At 37.7% G+C, this 16,145-nt stretch carries 16 protein-coding genes and 1 tRNA gene; 12 read left to right on the top strand and 5 right to left on the bottom strand.

Going from position 1 to position 16,145, the window contains the following annotated elements; translation table 11 throughout:
- Positions 1 to 6 precede the first annotated feature (6 nt).
- Together gmk and nadA are read left to right on the top strand one after the other, a co-directional pair.
- Complete coding sequence (gene gmk, locus HHL20_RS16580; protein WP_169232280.1) at positions 7 to 573, top strand: guanylate kinase; 567 nt, start codon at positions 7 to 9, stop codon at positions 571 to 573.
- 92 nt (positions 574 to 665) lie between these two features.
- The gene (nadA, locus tag HHL20_RS16575; RefSeq protein WP_169232279.1) at positions 666 to 1,685 is read left to right on the top strand and encodes a quinolinate synthase NadA; all 1,020 of its coding nucleotides are present in this window, start codon (positions 666 to 668) and stop codon (positions 1,683 to 1,685) included.
- Between the two features lie 54 nt (positions 1,686 to 1,739).
- On the opposite strand, the gene HHL20_RS16570 is transcribed toward nadA, so the two are convergent.
- A complete protein-coding gene (locus HHL20_RS16570; RefSeq protein WP_169232278.1) occupies positions 1,740 to 1,931 on the bottom strand; it encodes a bacteriocin-like protein in 192 nt (63 codons plus the stop codon).
- 233 nt (positions 1,932 to 2,164) lie between these two features.
- Between HHL20_RS16570 and folB the strand changes: the two genes are divergently transcribed.
- From folB to HHL20_RS16550, 4 genes are all read left to right on the top strand, one after another.
- Positions 2,165 to 2,533 (top strand): dihydroneopterin aldolase, encoded by a 369-nt coding sequence (gene folB, locus HHL20_RS16565; RefSeq protein WP_169232277.1) that lies wholly within the window; start codon positions 2,165 to 2,167, stop codon positions 2,531 to 2,533.
- Between the two features lie 32 nt (positions 2,534 to 2,565).
- Positions 2,566 to 3,930 (top strand): DUF4403 family protein, encoded by a 1,365-nt coding sequence (locus HHL20_RS16560; RefSeq protein ID WP_185194832.1) that lies wholly within the window; start codon positions 2,566 to 2,568, stop codon positions 3,928 to 3,930.
- 13 nt (positions 3,931 to 3,943) lie between these two features.
- A complete protein-coding gene (locus HHL20_RS16555) occupies positions 3,944 to 4,450 on the top strand; it encodes an RDD family protein (protein WP_169232276.1) in 507 nt (168 codons plus the stop codon).
- Between the two features lie 60 nt (positions 4,451 to 4,510).
- Positions 4,511 to 4,584 (top strand) — tRNA-Cys (locus HHL20_RS16550).
- 300 nt (positions 4,585 to 4,884) lie between these two features.
- Here HHL20_RS16550 and HHL20_RS16545 read toward each other — a convergent pair.
- A complete protein-coding gene (locus HHL20_RS16545) occupies positions 4,885 to 5,163 on the bottom strand; it encodes a hypothetical protein (protein WP_169232275.1) in 279 nt (92 codons plus the stop codon).
- A gap of 441 nt (positions 5,164 to 5,604) precedes the next feature.
- On the opposite strand from HHL20_RS16545, the gene HHL20_RS16540 reads away from it, so the two are divergent.
- Positions 5,605 to 5,832, top strand: coding sequence for a hypothetical protein (locus HHL20_RS16540; RefSeq protein WP_169232274.1), 228 nt, complete (start codon positions 5,605 to 5,607; stop codon positions 5,830 to 5,832).
- A 371-nt stretch (positions 5,833 to 6,203) separates the two neighbouring features.
- Here HHL20_RS16540 and HHL20_RS16535 read toward each other — a convergent pair whose 3' ends face one another.
- The 3 genes from HHL20_RS16535 to HHL20_RS16525 form a co-directional block, all read right to left on the bottom strand.
- On the bottom strand, positions 6,204 to 9,980 hold the full coding sequence (locus HHL20_RS16535) for a fibronectin type III domain-containing protein (RefSeq protein ID WP_169232273.1): 3,777 nt from the start codon (positions 9,978 to 9,980) through the stop codon (positions 6,204 to 6,206).
- Positions 9,981 to 10,438: 458 nt separating this feature from the next.
- On the bottom strand, positions 10,439 to 10,726 hold the full coding sequence (locus tag HHL20_RS16530; RefSeq protein ID WP_169232272.1) for a hypothetical protein: 288 nt from the start codon (positions 10,724 to 10,726) through the stop codon (positions 10,439 to 10,441).
- 134 nt (positions 10,727 to 10,860) lie between these two features.
- The gene (locus tag HHL20_RS16525; RefSeq protein ID WP_169232271.1) at positions 10,861 to 11,304 is read right to left on the bottom strand and encodes a hypothetical protein; all 444 of its coding nucleotides are present in this window, start codon (positions 11,302 to 11,304) and stop codon (positions 10,861 to 10,863) included.
- Between the two features lie 234 nt (positions 11,305 to 11,538).
- Between HHL20_RS16525 and HHL20_RS16520 the strand changes: the two genes are divergently transcribed.
- From HHL20_RS16520 to HHL20_RS16500, 5 genes are all read left to right on the top strand, one after another.
- On the top strand, positions 11,539 to 12,078 hold the full coding sequence (locus tag HHL20_RS16520) for a YMGG-like glycine zipper-containing protein (protein WP_169232270.1): 540 nt from the start codon (positions 11,539 to 11,541) through the stop codon (positions 12,076 to 12,078).
- Between the two features lie 59 nt (positions 12,079 to 12,137).
- Positions 12,138 to 13,778, top strand: coding sequence for an LIC_10190 family membrane protein (locus tag HHL20_RS16515; RefSeq protein ID WP_169232269.1), 1,641 nt, complete (start codon positions 12,138 to 12,140; stop codon positions 13,776 to 13,778).
- A gap of 44 nt (positions 13,779 to 13,822) precedes the next feature.
- Positions 13,823 to 14,893, top strand: a complete 1,071-nt coding sequence (gene aroC / locus HHL20_RS16510) for a chorismate synthase (RefSeq protein ID WP_169232268.1) — start codon at positions 13,823 to 13,825, stop codon at positions 14,891 to 14,893.
- 18 nt (positions 14,894 to 14,911) lie between these two features.
- The gene (locus tag HHL20_RS16505; RefSeq protein ID WP_169232267.1) at positions 14,912 to 15,475 is read left to right on the top strand and encodes a thioredoxin family protein; all 564 of its coding nucleotides are present in this window, start codon (positions 14,912 to 14,914) and stop codon (positions 15,473 to 15,475) included.
- Positions 15,476 to 15,593: 118 nt separating this feature from the next.
- Complete coding sequence (locus HHL20_RS16500) at positions 15,594 to 16,133, top strand: TlpA family protein disulfide reductase (protein WP_185194831.1); 540 nt, start codon at positions 15,594 to 15,596, stop codon at positions 16,131 to 16,133.
- The last annotated feature ends 12 nt before the right edge of the window (positions 16,134 to 16,145 follow it).

Raw genomic sequence — 16,145 nt, 5'->3', positions numbered from 1 at the left:
AAAACTTTGAATAATAAAGTTATCATATTTTCGGCACCGTCGGGAAGCGGAAAAACAACATTGGTAAAACACTCGCTGGAAGTATTTAGCGAACTTCAGTTCTCAATTTCCTGCACAACAAGACAGCCTAGGGGAAGTGAAGTTCATGCCGTAGATTATCACTTCTTAACACCTGATGAATTCAGGCAAAAAATTACGGAAGATGCCTTCGTGGAATTTGAAGAGGTGTACACCGATAAATATTACGGTACTTTAAAATCTGAAGTGGAAAAAATATGGAATCAGGGGAAAGTGGTGATTTTTGACGTCGATGTAAAAGGCGGAATTTCCCTTAAAAAATATTTCGGGGAGCAGGCTCTCTCGATTTTCATTGAACCACCTTCCATTGAAGAACTGGAACGCAGATTGATCACCAGAAACACGGATGATGCAGAAACCATCAGAACCCGTGTTGCAAAAGCGGAGGAAGAAATGTCTTATGCAAAAGATTTTGACAAAATTGTGATCAACAAAGATCTTGACGAAGCAAAAAGTGAAATAGAAAGTTTAATAAAAAATTTTATTGGAAGCTAAAAGAGGTTGATGATGGAAGCTGGAAGCTTAAGATGTAAAGTTTCAACTTCCACATTCCGATTTAACTTTCCATCTAAAACATTGAGGTAAATATGAGTACCGAAACATTAGAAAAAGCCAAATCCGCAATTCCGGTAAGAGGATTTCTGGATATCAAAGATATAGCAATTCCCCAGGGAGAAGAGCTTGTAAAAGCCATTCTTGCATTGAAAGAAGAGAAAAACGCGGTGATTTTGGCGCATTATTACCAGCCGGGCGAAATTCAGGATATTGCTGATTTCCTGGGCGATTCGCTTCAGTTGGCAAGACAGGCAAAAGATACCGATGCAGATATGATCGTATTCTGTGGGGTGCATTTTATGGCAGAAGCAGCGAAAATCCTTAACCCAACGAAAAAAGTCGTTCTTCCTGATACGCTGGCAGGCTGTTCTTTAGCAGACGGCTGTTCGGGAGAAGGCCTAAGAAAAATGCGCGAACAGCATCCGAATGCTTTAGTCGCAACCTATATCAACTGCAATGCAGAAACAAAGGCTGAAAGCGACATTATTGTCACCAGTTCCAATGCGGAAACGGTCATAGAAGCGCTGCCGAAAGACCGTCCGATTATTTTCGCCCCGGATAAAAACCTGGGACGATATTTATCCCAAAAAACAGGTCGCGACATGATCCTTTGGGACGGAAGCTGCATCGTACATGAAGCGTTCTCTATGGAAAGAATTGCCCAGCAGCTGGCCGATCATCCTGATGCCAAACTTATTGCCCATCCGGAAAGTGAAGAAGCCGTTTTAAAACTGGCTCATTTTATCGGCTCTACTTCTGCCCTGCTTAATTATGTGGAAAAAGAAGACTGCCAGAAATTCATCATTGCTACCGAAGAAGGAATTCTTCATGAAATGAAAAAACGTGCACCTCATAAAGAACTGATTCCGGCATTGGTTTTCGATGAAACCTGCAATTGTTCAGAATGTTTTTACATGAAACGAAATACAATGGAAAAACTCTATTTGTGCATGAAATATGAGCTTCCGGAAATCATCATTGATGAAGAGTTGAGATTGAAAGCATTAAAGCCTATTGAAGCGATGCTTGATCTTTCTAAAAGTATAAAATAAATTAAAATGCCCCAAAATTAACTTTAGGGGCATTTTTATTATTCCGTTCGTTACTTAAAGATCATTCGGCCCAGGAACATAACATTCTGAATTAATCAGGACACAGTTTCTGCAAAACTCGGAAAGGGCCCAATATTCATCACAGGTAAGATTAGAACCGGCAGGGCATTCATTACAATTCTTAGGATCTGCACCACCGTTAATCTGTTCTAAATTTCTTCTGTTTAATTTTTTTAAATTTTTCATAATAAATTGATTTGGTTCATTTTATAAATTTAATATTATTTCTGATACCTCCTAACCATCCTGAAAATAATTAACAAAAATATTTGCTATCCGAAATGTGCAGGCGATAAAAGTGGAAACCCGTTACTATAAATTGGGATTAAAGTTTTAAATATTTAAAAAAAGATAAAAAAAGTATCGGGATACACTATAATTCTGAAGAATTAAAACGATTTTTGCCTAAAATTAATGGAATGAGTAAAATATATCTTGAAGACGTAAAAATCTATGCCTATCACGGTGTTTTACCTGAGGAAAATATCATTGGGACCTACTATATTCTGAATGCGGAAATCCATACTGATCTGTGGAAGGCAGCGGAATCGGATGATCTTAAGGACACCATCAGCTATGCAGATATTAACGAAATTATTCATAATGAGATGAAAATCAAGTCTAAACTATTGGAACATGTAGCCGGAAGAATCATTTCAAAAATCCACGACAAATTTCCGGAAATCTCATACATAGGGCTGAAAATTACCAAGACCGCTCCGCCGATGAAAGGTGAAATGAAAGGAGCAAGCATTGAGCTGGAAAAAAGTTTTAAGCCCGATCATTAAAATTTATTATTTTAGTTAAAAATTATTGCAACTTGAAATTCATTAAGATAATTTTCCTATTAACTTTTATCAGTATTTACGGACAGACGAATACCGTCAGTCAGTCTCCTGTCTACAATTTTCCGAAGGTAAGATCCAACATCACCATGCCGGTTACCATTCCGCTTTCTGAGATCAGCAACATGATCAATGCTTCTGTAAAAGATCTCATTTATCAGGATGATTCTTATACCGACAATAACAACGATCAGTTTAAAGTGAAAGTATGGAAAACGCGTCCTATAAGGCTCGTTGGCGGAACCAATCAAAACATCCTGATTGAGGTGCCTTTAAAAATCTGGGCAGAAAAAGGAATCGGGACCCTTGGACTGTACACGTATCAAAGCACGACTTTTGAAACAGTCATGTCTTTCAATACCTCAATCAGCTTAAAAAATAACTGGACGCTTGTTACCCAGACCCGTACAAATGGGTTCAGATGGGTTACAAAACCTGTCCTTGATTTTGGGAAAATACAGATTCCTATTACCTCACTGGTAGAAAAAAGCCTGGTAGAACAGCAGAAGAAATTCTGCACCACCATCGATCAGCAAATGGCCACTCAGCTGAATTTTCAGAATTATGCCGTAATGGCGTGGAATGTTTTTGCCAACCCTTTTCAGATTTCGGAAGAATATAATACCTGGCTGAAAATTACACCGATCAGCGTTCATATTACACCGTTACAGTTTTACGGCAACCAGATCAATACCAGCCTTGGAATAGATATCTACTCCGAAACCTATACCGGCAATAAACCTGAATCTTCTGAACCTGTAAAATCGGCTTCCGACTTCGGGTTTGTTTCTTCACTGGCAGATCAGTTCCTGCTTCAGACTACCGCTAATGTTCCTTTTACGGAAGCAACTGCCATTGCCCGGAATATGTTCCTGAATAAAGAATATGATATACGGGGTTCTTCGGTAAAAATTAAAGACATCAAAGTATACGGTGAAGACAACCGCGTTATGATAGAGGCGGAAACTGAAGGGTACGTCAATGGTACTGCATTTATTTCAGGGATTCCTGTATATGATGTGATCAAAAAGAAAATCGTGCTTTCCGATACCAAATTTAAACTGAAAACTTCAAATATATTACAGAAAACGGCAACCCTTCTTTTCCGCGGAAGAATTGTAAAAATGATTGAGGAAGAATACGGCATTCCCACGCAGGATCTTGAGAACAGCTCGAAGAAGAGTATTGAAGAAGCCTTTAACAAAGAATACTATAAAGGACTGAAAATGTCCGGAACAGTATTTACCTTACAGCCGGGCAGCATCCTGATGAATCCGTCAGGAATTACTGCCGTGATCGATACCAAAGCAACTTTAAAACTTATATTAAACGGAATTTAAAACTAATACCAACATGAGAAAATATTTACGTGTAGTTGATAATAACAGAGCTACAAAATGGCAAAGGTTTGCAGAGTACATTCTGGACAGAATATTTATACAGATTATTTTTTACGGTGCTCTTTTTATCTTTGGGATATTAAATACCATGATTTTTAATGAAAATATAGATGAAACTTTTGAAGAAGACGATGCAGGACTGGGGTTTGTTTTTATACTCATTTATCTTACCTACATATTTGCCTATTACTGCCTGATGGAATATTATTTGGGAAGAACACTCGCAAAGTATATTACAGGTACAAAAGTAATTAGTATAGATGGTAAAAAACCTACCTTCATGCAAATACTTGGACGGACATTTTCAAGAGTTGTGCCTTTTGATGCCTTATCCTTTCTGGGAGAAAACGGATGGCACGACAGCTGGAGCGAAACCCGCGTGATTAATATTAAAAATTATGAGACTGAAACCCAGATGAAAAGCGAGATCGAAAGCCTGGGCACAAAAGAAATCGCCTGAAAAATTTTTGTTGAATCAGATATTTTGTTATATTTGCACACCTAAAAATGGTAAAGACATGGTACTTTGGCCGAGCGGCTAGGCAGTGGTCTGCAACACCATCTACAGCGGTTCGAATCCGCTAGGTACCTCCAACCTCTCTAATCTCAGAGAGGTTTTTTTGTTTCTATATGCCCCATATCTCAATGAAGCATTAAAAAGTTTCCATAAAAAATCCCCGGGCTTAACCGGGGACTAAAAACTAATAACCATGAAAAACTCAAATTGATGAGCTATATATTCTAATCATTTAAATCCGTCATTTATAAAAATAATTTGTCTTCGAAATTATATACGAGGAATTGATGAATACGGTTTGACCGAAAAGAGAATTTTACCTTAAATAGCAATAGCTCCCTCTCAGGAGCTATTATAATTTTAATGATAACCTAATATTAACGTATAATCTTTTCTACATTAGCTTTTGCATTGTTAAAAGCTTCTTCTGCTTCTTCATACAATATATTGACTGATATTTCAAAGCCGCTTGCCATAAAAAAAGTAACATTCCCATCCATATTAAAACTAAGGAAACCAATATGATTCACGTTGATCACCAACGGCTTTCCCAATACCTTTGCTCCTTCAATGGAGTTCGGCTTCTTTACATTGATAATGTTGGATGCTTTTACGTATATTAAGCCTTCTGATGTTGTTTTAATTATATAAGACACGTAAATAATTTTATGTAAAGATACGCATTTTAAAGAAAGCAAAAAAATCCCCAGCCACGGCGGAGGATTAAATGAAAAAATTAATATTTAAGTGATGGTGTTTCTTTAAAAATATTCTCAGATCGCTCCGAGAATATTGTAAGTTCCTTTAAAGGGATTTTTTAATAGTTGCGTTTAACTATTCAACTACTATGCCAGGAATAAGAATGAAAAGTTAAAATTTTAATTAAGAATTGAATTTTCAATTAAATATTTTTCAGCTGAAAATAAAAAAGCCCCTGAATAAACAGGGGCTAAAAACTAATAACCATGAAAACTCAATTAAACATGAGAATCACTGCAAATGTATAGATAATTTTCGTTAAAAGTGATGATTACGATCTATTAGTTATTTTTTTTGATCATTTATTTTTTTGTTTACATTTGTAAAAACCCAATGCCATGACATTCCCAAACGCCTTAAAACACAAAAAACTGATTCTTAAAAATTCAAGCGCTTTTACCAAAACTCTGTATGACTACGTTATTATACCTGCTATAGAAGAAGAGGGCAAAAAATATCTTGATGATTTCAGACAGTCCCCCACATCATTTACAGACGAAAGCTGTAAGTATTACAGCAGTAATTCTAGGTTTAAAATATATCTATACAGCAAAAGCTATAATTAAATAGTATTACTGATCAGGATGATATAGAGACAGTGTATGGTAATTAATAAAAAAATCCCCGTATTGCTACGAGGATAAAAACTAATAACCATGAAAACTCAAATTAAACATGAGTGACTGCAAATTTAAGCAATGTCTTACTTATAAAAAGTCTTTTAACCGATTTATTTTATCAATTAACAAATTTTATCAATTATTTAAAAAATATTTAGGTATTATTTTTTCGATAAGATATTATATAACAGACAGTTACAAAGCAATAACTAAACGAACAACATAAGAAAAAATTAAACAATCATTTAACAAATGTTAAAATTAAAGCATAAAAAAAGCTCTCATTTCTGAGAGCTTTAGTCATTTATAACATTTTTTTATTCTTTGATGAATTTCTTTTGGGCAGTACCCTTGGCATCATCAATATCAATCACATATACACCATTGATGAGTGTATGTACATCAATTTTATTATTAAGGATAATTCCTGTAGAAACTATTTGACCTGTAGAATTGTAGATTTTATAATTTGCTCTGCTGCTGATGTTCTTCACATTCAGTACCGTTTTTACCGGGTTTGGATAGATCAGGATTTCGTCCTGGTTTACCGGATTTGGAACGATCGGCTTGGTGATTCTTACAGTATAGTCTTCCACTTCACCATTCGGAACCGTTGTACAGTTCACCGGAATACCGTCTTTCTGAAGTGCTACCCGCATTACAACATATTTGAAGTCTGTAAGGCTGATGAATGCATCTACAGGCACAGAGAATGTTCCGCTTACGGTCTGCTCGTTATTCGGTCCTGAAACGAAAACTCTTTCATTAATATCAAAATATCCGTTTCTGTTGAAATCGATCCAGACAGCTACTCCTGCGGTGCTACTTCCTGAGATTTTTTTCTCAATGGTCAATTTATTATCAGAAGATCCCTGGATCAATTCAATGAACTTAGCAGTTACTCCTGTATAATCAGTATAGTTGGAAGCAACAGACTGGTTGATCATTTCCGGTTTTCCGTTTGGTGTTACCGTTACTTTTGAAATATACTCAGATGATGAGGTAGTAGCCGCCATCTGACAATACACTACTGTTGGTGTTGTAAATAAATAAGGTAAAGTATAGTTTCCAGCCGTTCCGCTACACACATTCGCCACCTGCATTTCATACTGAGTCAGCTCAAGAAGACCTGTCAATGTAATCGTGTTGGTATTAGAAGTTACCGTTGTCCAGCTCGGAATACCTACTTTTCTATATCTCAGCACATATGTTGCACCAGGGAAAGGATCCCAAGTTACCTGTGCCGTAGTAGTCGTAAGGTTGGTAATCGTTAATCCAGGAGGAGCAATTTCGCATGTTCTTTCCGTAGTAAATATTTTAGGATTAGACCAAGGATTCATTGTATTTTCATTATCACACATATTGGCGATCTGCACTTCATAAGTAGTATACACATTCAATCCTGTAAGAGGGAATGTATTGGCAGGAGCCGCAGGCAAAGGAATGTTTGCGCTCCAGCCACCGTTTCCGCTTCCTACGATTCTGTATCTGATGAAATAATGTGAACTTGCTGCCAACGGAGACCACGTAACCAATGCCGAAGTTGTAGTAATATTACTGATAGTAACATTCGGAGGTGTAGGATCACATCTCGTTGTAAATGTATTGTTGGAAGGCGTACCTTGATTACCGTTACAAACTGCAATTACCTGTACTTCATATAATGTTGCAGATAAAAGGTTCGTTAATGTCGTTGTATTGGTAGGCTGCGGATAAGTTGCCGCTGCAACACTTGTTGATTGCCAAGGTGCCCCCGTTCCCTGTGGTCTGTAGTTGATGATATAACTCGCACCACCGGTGTCCTGCGGCCACGTCAATACAATTGAATTATGTGTTGGGGTGCCTAACGTTACAACCGGAGTTGCCGTGCTGCATACCCTTATATTAACATTATCAATTGCTACAGGAGGCTGATTTCCTCCCGATGAGTCGTTTCTCCATTCAAACACAAGACGCATTGTCGTTCCTGCGAAACTTGAAATATTCAGGGCTGGGTTAAGAACAGTCTGCCATGTCGTCTGCTGATTGTAATTCCCTCCTATCTGTATCCTTCCTGTTCCGGCAGTAATCTGCGTTCCCGAAGTTGGCATGAATGTAGCCGGTACCAACCACACTCTCAAATAATCCCAGCTTGACTCCCCGTCTGCTTTCCAGTCGAAAGAGAAAGTAGCGGTAGCAGTACCGGTAGGAATCGTAATGTCTCTGTATGCATGAACCACACTTGATGATCCTGTATTGTAAGCGTTGGTAGTTCCGTTGGTATTGGAAATATAAAGTGAGTTCCCTGTATTTCCTGTTGCAGAACCATAAACCCATTTGTTAACCTGAGTTCCGTTGGTATACCCCATATCACTTCCGGTAGTAAACTGCTGTATATAAGGTAAATTAGCAGGAATCTGCGTTGTGGTAAAACTTGGTCCCGCTACCCAGAAACTTCTGTCTGACCCTGCACACACCGAACGCACCCAGAAATAGTAGGTCGTATTTGGTGTAAGTGGAGACAACGTTGCTGTAGTTGTTGCAGAAGTAGAAGTTGGTACAGTCGACGCTACAGGAGGCACATTCGTTGTAGTAAGGTAAATCTGATATCCTCCTACAGGTGCCGGTGACGGCGCCGTCCAGCTTATTGATGCTGTATTAGATCCTACACTTGTTACCTGTACATTTACCGGAACTTTACATGTAGGAATACTCAAATTAATATTATCGATGGCAATAGGAGGCTGTGTTCCCCCGGATGAGTCATTTCTCCATTCAAAAACAAGACGCATAACACCTCCGGCAAATGAGCTAAGGTTTAGTCCCGTATTGAAATAATTTTGCCATGTTGTCTGTTGGTTCATGTTTCCGCCAACCTGAATTCTTCCGCCTCCTGCAGTGATCTGAGTTCCTACAGTAGGTGTGAAGCTTGCTGGTACCATCCATACTCTTAAATAATCCCAGCTGGATTCGCCATCTCCTTTCCAGTCAAACATTAAAGTAGCATCCGTTGTTCCAGCAGGAACAATAAGATCCCTGAATGCATGCACAACACTTGAAGAACCTGTATTGTAAGCATTGGTGGTTCCGTTGGTATTGGAAATATATAATGAGTTGGCAGGATTTCCGGTAGCAGAACCGTAAACCCATTTGTTAACCTGAGTTCCGTTGGAAAGCTGAAGGTCGTTTGCCGTAGAAAAATTCTGTGTATAAGGAATTGTAGCCGGTACCTGAGTGGTAGAGAATGAAGGTCCTGCTACCCATACACTTTTATCACTTGCGCTGCAAACAGAACGTACCCACCAGTAGTAGGTAGTAGAAGTAGTCAGTCCGCCAGGGCTTACTGAAGTTCCTGCGTTGGCCACCCCTACCGTAGCAGGTGTAGGTGCTGTATTCGTCGTAGTTAGATAATATTCGTATCCCGATCCCGGAGTTGGTGTAGGGGCTGTCCAGGTTAATGTAGCAGTAGTAGTTCCTACCGTAGGAACAGCCATACCGGAAGGCATAATACAGGTTGGTATGCTGATATTAATATTGTCAACCGCGATTGGAGGCTGAGTTCCAAAAATACCGTCATTTCTCCATTCAAATACAAGTCTCATGTTTGCTCCCGCATATGCAGCAATATTCAGACTGGGAGAGCTGAATGTCTGCCATGTAGATTGCTGATTAAACTCTCCTACCTGAAACCTTCCGGTCCCGGCGGTAATCTGAGTACCTACAGTAGGTGTAAATGTGGCAGGAACCAACCATACCCTCAGATAGTCCCAACCCGATTCTCCCTCGCCTTTCCAGTCAAATGAAAAGTTGGCAATAGAAGATCCTGCAGGTATCGCAATATCCCTGTAAGCATGTACCACACTCGACGAGCTGGTATTGTAGTTGTTAGCAGTCCCATTATTATCTGAGATGTAAATAGAATTGCCTGGATTTCCGGTAACAGCACCATAAAACCACTTATTTGTAGCCGTCCCGTTGAGGAGGGTAAAATCATTGGCGGTATTAAAGTCTTGTGAATACGGTAATGTGGCAGGTGTTTGTCCATAGACATCCGGTATGGCGCCTAAATTTAACAAACACAGAAGAAGTACTATAAAAGTAGAAATTTTCTTCATAAGTTATCATTTAATATTAATCATTGCAAATCTAATTCGTTTTTTGATAATATAAAGCATACAACAGAATATTTTTTATAAAAAATGAGCAATATGTCAATATAGAATTTATCAAAAATAATATTATTTTACTTTAAAGGTAACGCTCTTTTCAGATTTTTATTATACTATAGGAGAATTATATGATCCTGCATCATCAGATATGATTTCTAAAAAAATAGGGTCCCACAAAGGAGACCCTAAAAACACAAATGATGAAAAAAAATTTTTATAGAATCAATTAATTTAATTCTGTAGTAAATATAAATACCGGACCATTTAAAATTTATGACCGAAATCACATTTCAATACATTTATATTCCATTACATTATAAAACTGCTGAAATCATATAAAAGCAAAACTCCTCAAGGGTCGTGAGGAGTTTTTAAAAAGGGTATATGGGGTCTAAAAAAGTGTCTTATCTCGCAGAATCTGATCTTGTACCTGAAGAATTCTGAGTTCCTCTGTTTGATCCTGTATTCTGGTTAGGATTTGTGGACTGGCTGGTGGTTCCGCTTCCCTGATTCATCGCACTGTCTCTTACACTGGCCGTAGTATCCATAGATGTTCCGGTTGTTGCATTGTCAGAAGACATTGTTCCTGTAGCAGTAGAATCCATTGAGTTGTTTTCATTCTGCGTTTGTTCCTTCTTGCAGCTTACAGCAAAAAGACTTGCTCCTAGCATTAATAGCATTATTTTTTTCATATGATAATTTTTGGTGTATGATGTTGAGTCAAAATTATACACAAAAGCTAAACAATAATATGAGTGAGATCATATTATCGTGATTTATTTGATTTTTTTTTAATTTTTCCGTGTATACTATTATTTAACAACAGTTATTCTTCCCACACAATAGGAATATATACCGTAATATAACCGTCAGCATCAACCTGGTCTTGGGAAACAACGCCTGTTACTGAGCCATATCCTACCCAGCCGCCCTGCCCCTGCATGGCTGTAAACGTGTAAGTTCCGGCAGGAATTCCCTCATAATATTTAGGCAAAGACTGGAAACCTCCACCTGCATAGGTTTCAAAAGACTCACCGGTAACGGTGTTGGTAGCAATAAAACTTCCGATGTCATAGCTTCCGGATAGCGTTTTGGTTCCGTTTTGCGATACCAGTCCGTAACGTATTGTATAAGTCTGGCTTTTAGAGGCTTCTTTTTTTTCTACAGGAGATTTGGTATCCTGTATCATCAAGTCATCGTTTGATGAACATCCTGTGATTACTGCCATCAAGATAGGCAGCATGAGCAGTTTACATGTTGTCGTTTTCATATTAATATAATTTGGTAATGGTAAAATTAGTTATTTTTATATTAATTCAACAACAAGAGAAAATTAATTAAAAGTTATATCTGTTATACCTTTATTAATGCAGCTTATGTAATTATTCTAAAATATTTTTAATATTTTTTCTAAAATTTTAACATTACTTAACTAAATATTGGCGCCATAATTGGAAATACCATATCATTAAGCTGGTCTTTGGACCCTATTAAAATTTGAATTATGAAAAGTATAGTGTTAACAGGATTATTATCAGTTTTTGTACTGACAGCCTGTAAAAAAGACGATCAGGTAGCCGAAAAATCTCTGGAACAGCAAAAAATGGAATTCCAGATGAGACAGTTGGAAATAGAAAAGCAGAAATTGGCTATTGAAAAGGAAAAGATAGCATACGAATCGCAGAAAAAAGCAGACAGTATTGCTGAAGTGCAGCAGGCTAAAACGGCTGCAGCGAATTCAAAACCTCAGGTAATTAAAGAAACGCATACCGTATACAGAGACAGACCGAGCTCTAGTGCAAGCAGCGGCACTTCTGCCAATAGCGGAACCACTGCCTCCCAGGGTACTACCCAGAAAAAGGGGATGAGCGAAGCTGCCAAAGGTACCATCATTGGAGCTGTCGGCGGGGCTGCATTGGGAGCAATTGTTAACAAGAAAAGTCCGGGCGCAGGTGCTGCCATTGGTGGTGTAATCGGTGGTGCCACAGGATATACATTAGGTAGAGCACAGGACAGAAAAAGCGGAAGAGTACAGCCACGTTAATTAATTATTTTTCACGATAACTTAGAAAAGATTGCTTATTTTTAAGCAATCTTTTTTGTATGCTCACGATTCTGCTTTCTGCTGTTATTCTGATTCCAGTTCTGATGGGTTGGGGAAACATAACCAGTGCAGTATTAAGATCCTGCATAAGCGGAATGGCAGGAAAAATATTGTCAGGAATATTGGGGGTCAGCATTGTTTTTACAATTCTGGCATTTTTTCACCCATTGAATATCTATATAGAAATTCCTGTATTACTAATAGGTCTTTTATTTTTTTTTAAAGATCATTTATATAAAGAATTCTCAGTTTTTTCTAAAAGAGATTATGGACTAATCCTGATGATTGCATTAATCATTGTGTTTTGCGGATCTTTTTATCCTTTCGTTTTAGATCATTTCGGTTATTATATCCCAACAATAAAATGGCTTACCGAATTTGGAATAGTAAAAGGTATTTCAAATCTTGATCTCACGCTAGGACAAATGTCTGTATGGCATATATTTCAAGGAGGATTTTCCAATGTTTCAGACCATTTTTTGAGAATAAATGCGATACTGCTGATCATTTATACATTATATATTGTCGAAAAAAAAACCTGGGTACAGTTGGTGTTTATACCGGTCTTATTATTATTTTCACAGTCGCCCAGTCCGGATCTGCCGGTGATTGTTTTTTCATTAATTATTTTAAATGAAATCATAAAGAAAACTGCACCCGCTCCTTTCCTATTTTGCTTATCGGTTTTTGCTTTTACCATTAAGCCTACCATGATCTGGCTTCCGGTCCTCAGTCTTTTGTATTCCGTTTTTATTATAAAATCAAATTTAAAAAAACTGATTCCGGGAATTGCTGTTGCTTTCCTTTTCTTTATCAAAAATATATACACCTTTGGTTACCCTGTTTTCCCTGTTTCAATACTGGATTTTGGAGTATCCTGGAAACCAAATCCTGAAATTTTAAAAATATCTTCCCGGTTTGCCATCCAGAAAACATATGACATGCAATATTCAGATGAAGAGATTCAAAAATTTTCACCATTTGATTATATTAAAAACTGGTTCTTCCTCAAAGGGATCAAGTCAAAAATCAACATTCTTTTTATAATAAGCCTGACGGCATTTATTATTTTCACCCTATTTAAAAAGAACAGAATTACTACTTTGATCTGTATTTCACTAATTATTAAAAGTATCCTGGTTCTGCTTTTTTCGGCCCAATACAGATTTTTCACGGATGTATTTTTCGCAATATTCTTTATCTTGTTGATGGATTATTTCAATAAGAAAACATCAATAGTCATATTTTCTGTTTTAAGCATTGCCGTTATTAGCTTTCTTTCTCTACCAGCTATACTGCAGACTTATGTTCCAAGTTTCCGACCGGGAAGTTTCATGGGGAAATTTGAAATAAAACAATTATACGAGCCATCCGAATATCATTATAATAAATTTCAATCCTACAAAATCGGAAATTTACAATTTAATATTGCTAAAAAATATCCGTTCAGCTTTGACACTCCGCTGCCTGCCATTTCAGAAAGTTATCTGTATAACGATGTAAAAGCCGGAATTTTTCCTCAGCGCATCGACGAGAAAAATATAAGGAAGGGATTCGTGTGGAAAACATTAAATGATCAGGAGAAAAAAGAAGCCGGAAAGATCATCAATTCTATCAACAATTCGTATAAACAGAAGTAATCCCAGATTATTTTTATCTGAAGAAAAAGCCGTAAATTTGTAGTATGTTAAATACTTTAGGTAATCTTCTCAGCCTTACAACATTCGGAGAAAGTCATGGCCCCGCTTACGGAGGAATCATTAATAATTTCCCTGCAGGATTAACGGTAGATTTCGATAAGATCCAGCATGAACTGGACCGCAGAAAACCAGGCCAGTCTGCCATTGTAACCCAAAGAAAAGAAAGTGATACGGTGAAATTTCTTTCAGGGATTTTTGAAGGAAAAACAACAGGTACTCCTATTGGCTTCATCATTGAAAATGAAAATCAGAAATCAAAAGATTATGATCATATTGCCAATTCGTACCGACCAAGCCATGCTGATTTTACATACGACCAAAAGTACGGATTAAGAGATTATCGCGGCGGCGGAAAATCCTCTGCCAGGGAAACCATAAACTGGGTAGTTGCGGGTGCTTTGGCAAAACAGCTTCTATCGGATATCAAGATTAACGCTTACGTTTCTTCCGTAGGTGACATTTTCTGTGAAAAACCTTACCAGGCGCTGGATTTTTCTAAAACCGAAAGCAATGAAGTACGTTGTCCAGATGCAGAAACTGCAGAAAAAATGATCGAAAGGATTAAAGAGATCAAAAAGGAAGGGAATACTATCGGCGGAACTATTACCTGTGTCATTAAAAATGTTCCGGTAGGAATCGGAGAGCCGGTTTTTTCGAAACTTCAGGCAGAGCTTGCCAAAGCGATGCTGAACATCAACGCTGCAAAAGGTTTTGAATACGGAAGCGGTTTCTGCGGTGCGAAAATGACAGGAAAAGAACATAACGATCTTTTTAATGAAGATTTTACCACAAAATCCAATCTTTCGGGAGGAATTCAGGGGGGAATCTCCAACGGAATGGATATTTACTTCAGAGTAGCCTTCAAGCCTGTTGCCACGATTTTAAGACCTCAGGAAAGCGTTGATAAAGACGGAAACGCTGTTACTGTAGAAGGAAAAGGACGCCATGATCCGTGTGTACTTCCGAGAGCTGTTCCCGTAGTAGAAAGTTTAGCTGCTTTTGTTCTTGCAGATCTGTTTCTGATTAACAAAACAAGAAATATCAATCAATTTTAAAACATAAAATTTTTAGTAATGGAAAATTACTGGGAAAAAGCCATCTCTTTCGAAGAGTATCTGGAAATAGGAAAACAGCGACTGGCAAATCCTGCCAATCAGCAGGAAGCTGATTATAAACAATATTACGAACTGGGCCTGCAGAGAATCGACAGGACTTTGAAAAAGTACATACCTGATGAAGAGCAGTTAAAAGAACTGGCATCCAAAAATTTTGACGGGAAGATTTTAATTATTTCCGAAGTATGGTGCGGCGATGCAAGCGCTACTGTTCCGGCTTTGGTTAAATTTTTCGAAGGCAGAAATGAAGTACGTATTTTCTTAAGAGACAGTGATAAAAGTTTAATCAATCAGTTTTTAACAAACGGAACGGAATCAATCCCGAAAGTGATTATTCTGGATAAAGATTTTCAGGTTAAAAATTCATGGGGACCTCGTCCGAAATTCGGGACAGAATTATTAATGAAATATAAAGCCAATCCTGAAGTGTATACCAAAGATCATTTCTATAACGATCTACAGGTCTATTATGCCAAAAACAGAGGAAAAGATGCCGTTCAGGAAATTCTGGAACTGTTATAATTTTAATTGCTAATTTTATACACTCAATTTGTCATTCCGTCGGAATCTTAGCAAAAACTTATTTTTTACTGAGATTGTTGCAGTATGATAAAAGCCCTATAATTTTATTAAAATTAAAATGAAGAAAAATCTAATCTATCTTGTCCTGATCGTTATTATTGCTGTAATTGCTTTTGTTCCCGGTGTAAAGGAAAAATTGCAGGACACCTTCTTTCCTATTGCCACTATTGAAAACGCGGTTCATGTAAGCGAGGAAGATTACGATATCGATCTGCAGGGAATCAATGTTCCGAGCACTAATCTGAAAACCTTTAAAAACAAAGCCGTATTTCTGAATTTCTGGGGCACCTGGTGTCCGCCGTGCAGAAAAGAATGGCCATCCATCCAGAAATTGTACGATACCCGGAAAGACCATGTGGATTTTGTTCTTATCGCAATGAATGACCAGGAAGATGCCGTAAGAAAGTTCCTTAAAGAAAACAATTACACGGTTCCCGTCTATATCGCTCAAAGCCCGATTTCCGAAAAGATACTTCCGAAAGTGTTCCCTACCACTTACCTTCTTGACAAGAACGGAAGAATCATCATTAAAGAAGATGCTTCAAGAGACTGGAACACAGAAACCGTACATCAGTTTATCGATAACATTATCAAATAATTTTTAACGTTC

This window comes from Chryseobacterium cheonjiense (assembly GCF_012927265.1).
In the GTDB taxonomy this organism is placed as follows: domain Bacteria; phylum Bacteroidota; class Bacteroidia; order Flavobacteriales; family Weeksellaceae; genus Chryseobacterium; species Chryseobacterium cheonjiense.
This window is presented reverse-complemented; position numbering and strand designations above follow the sequence as displayed.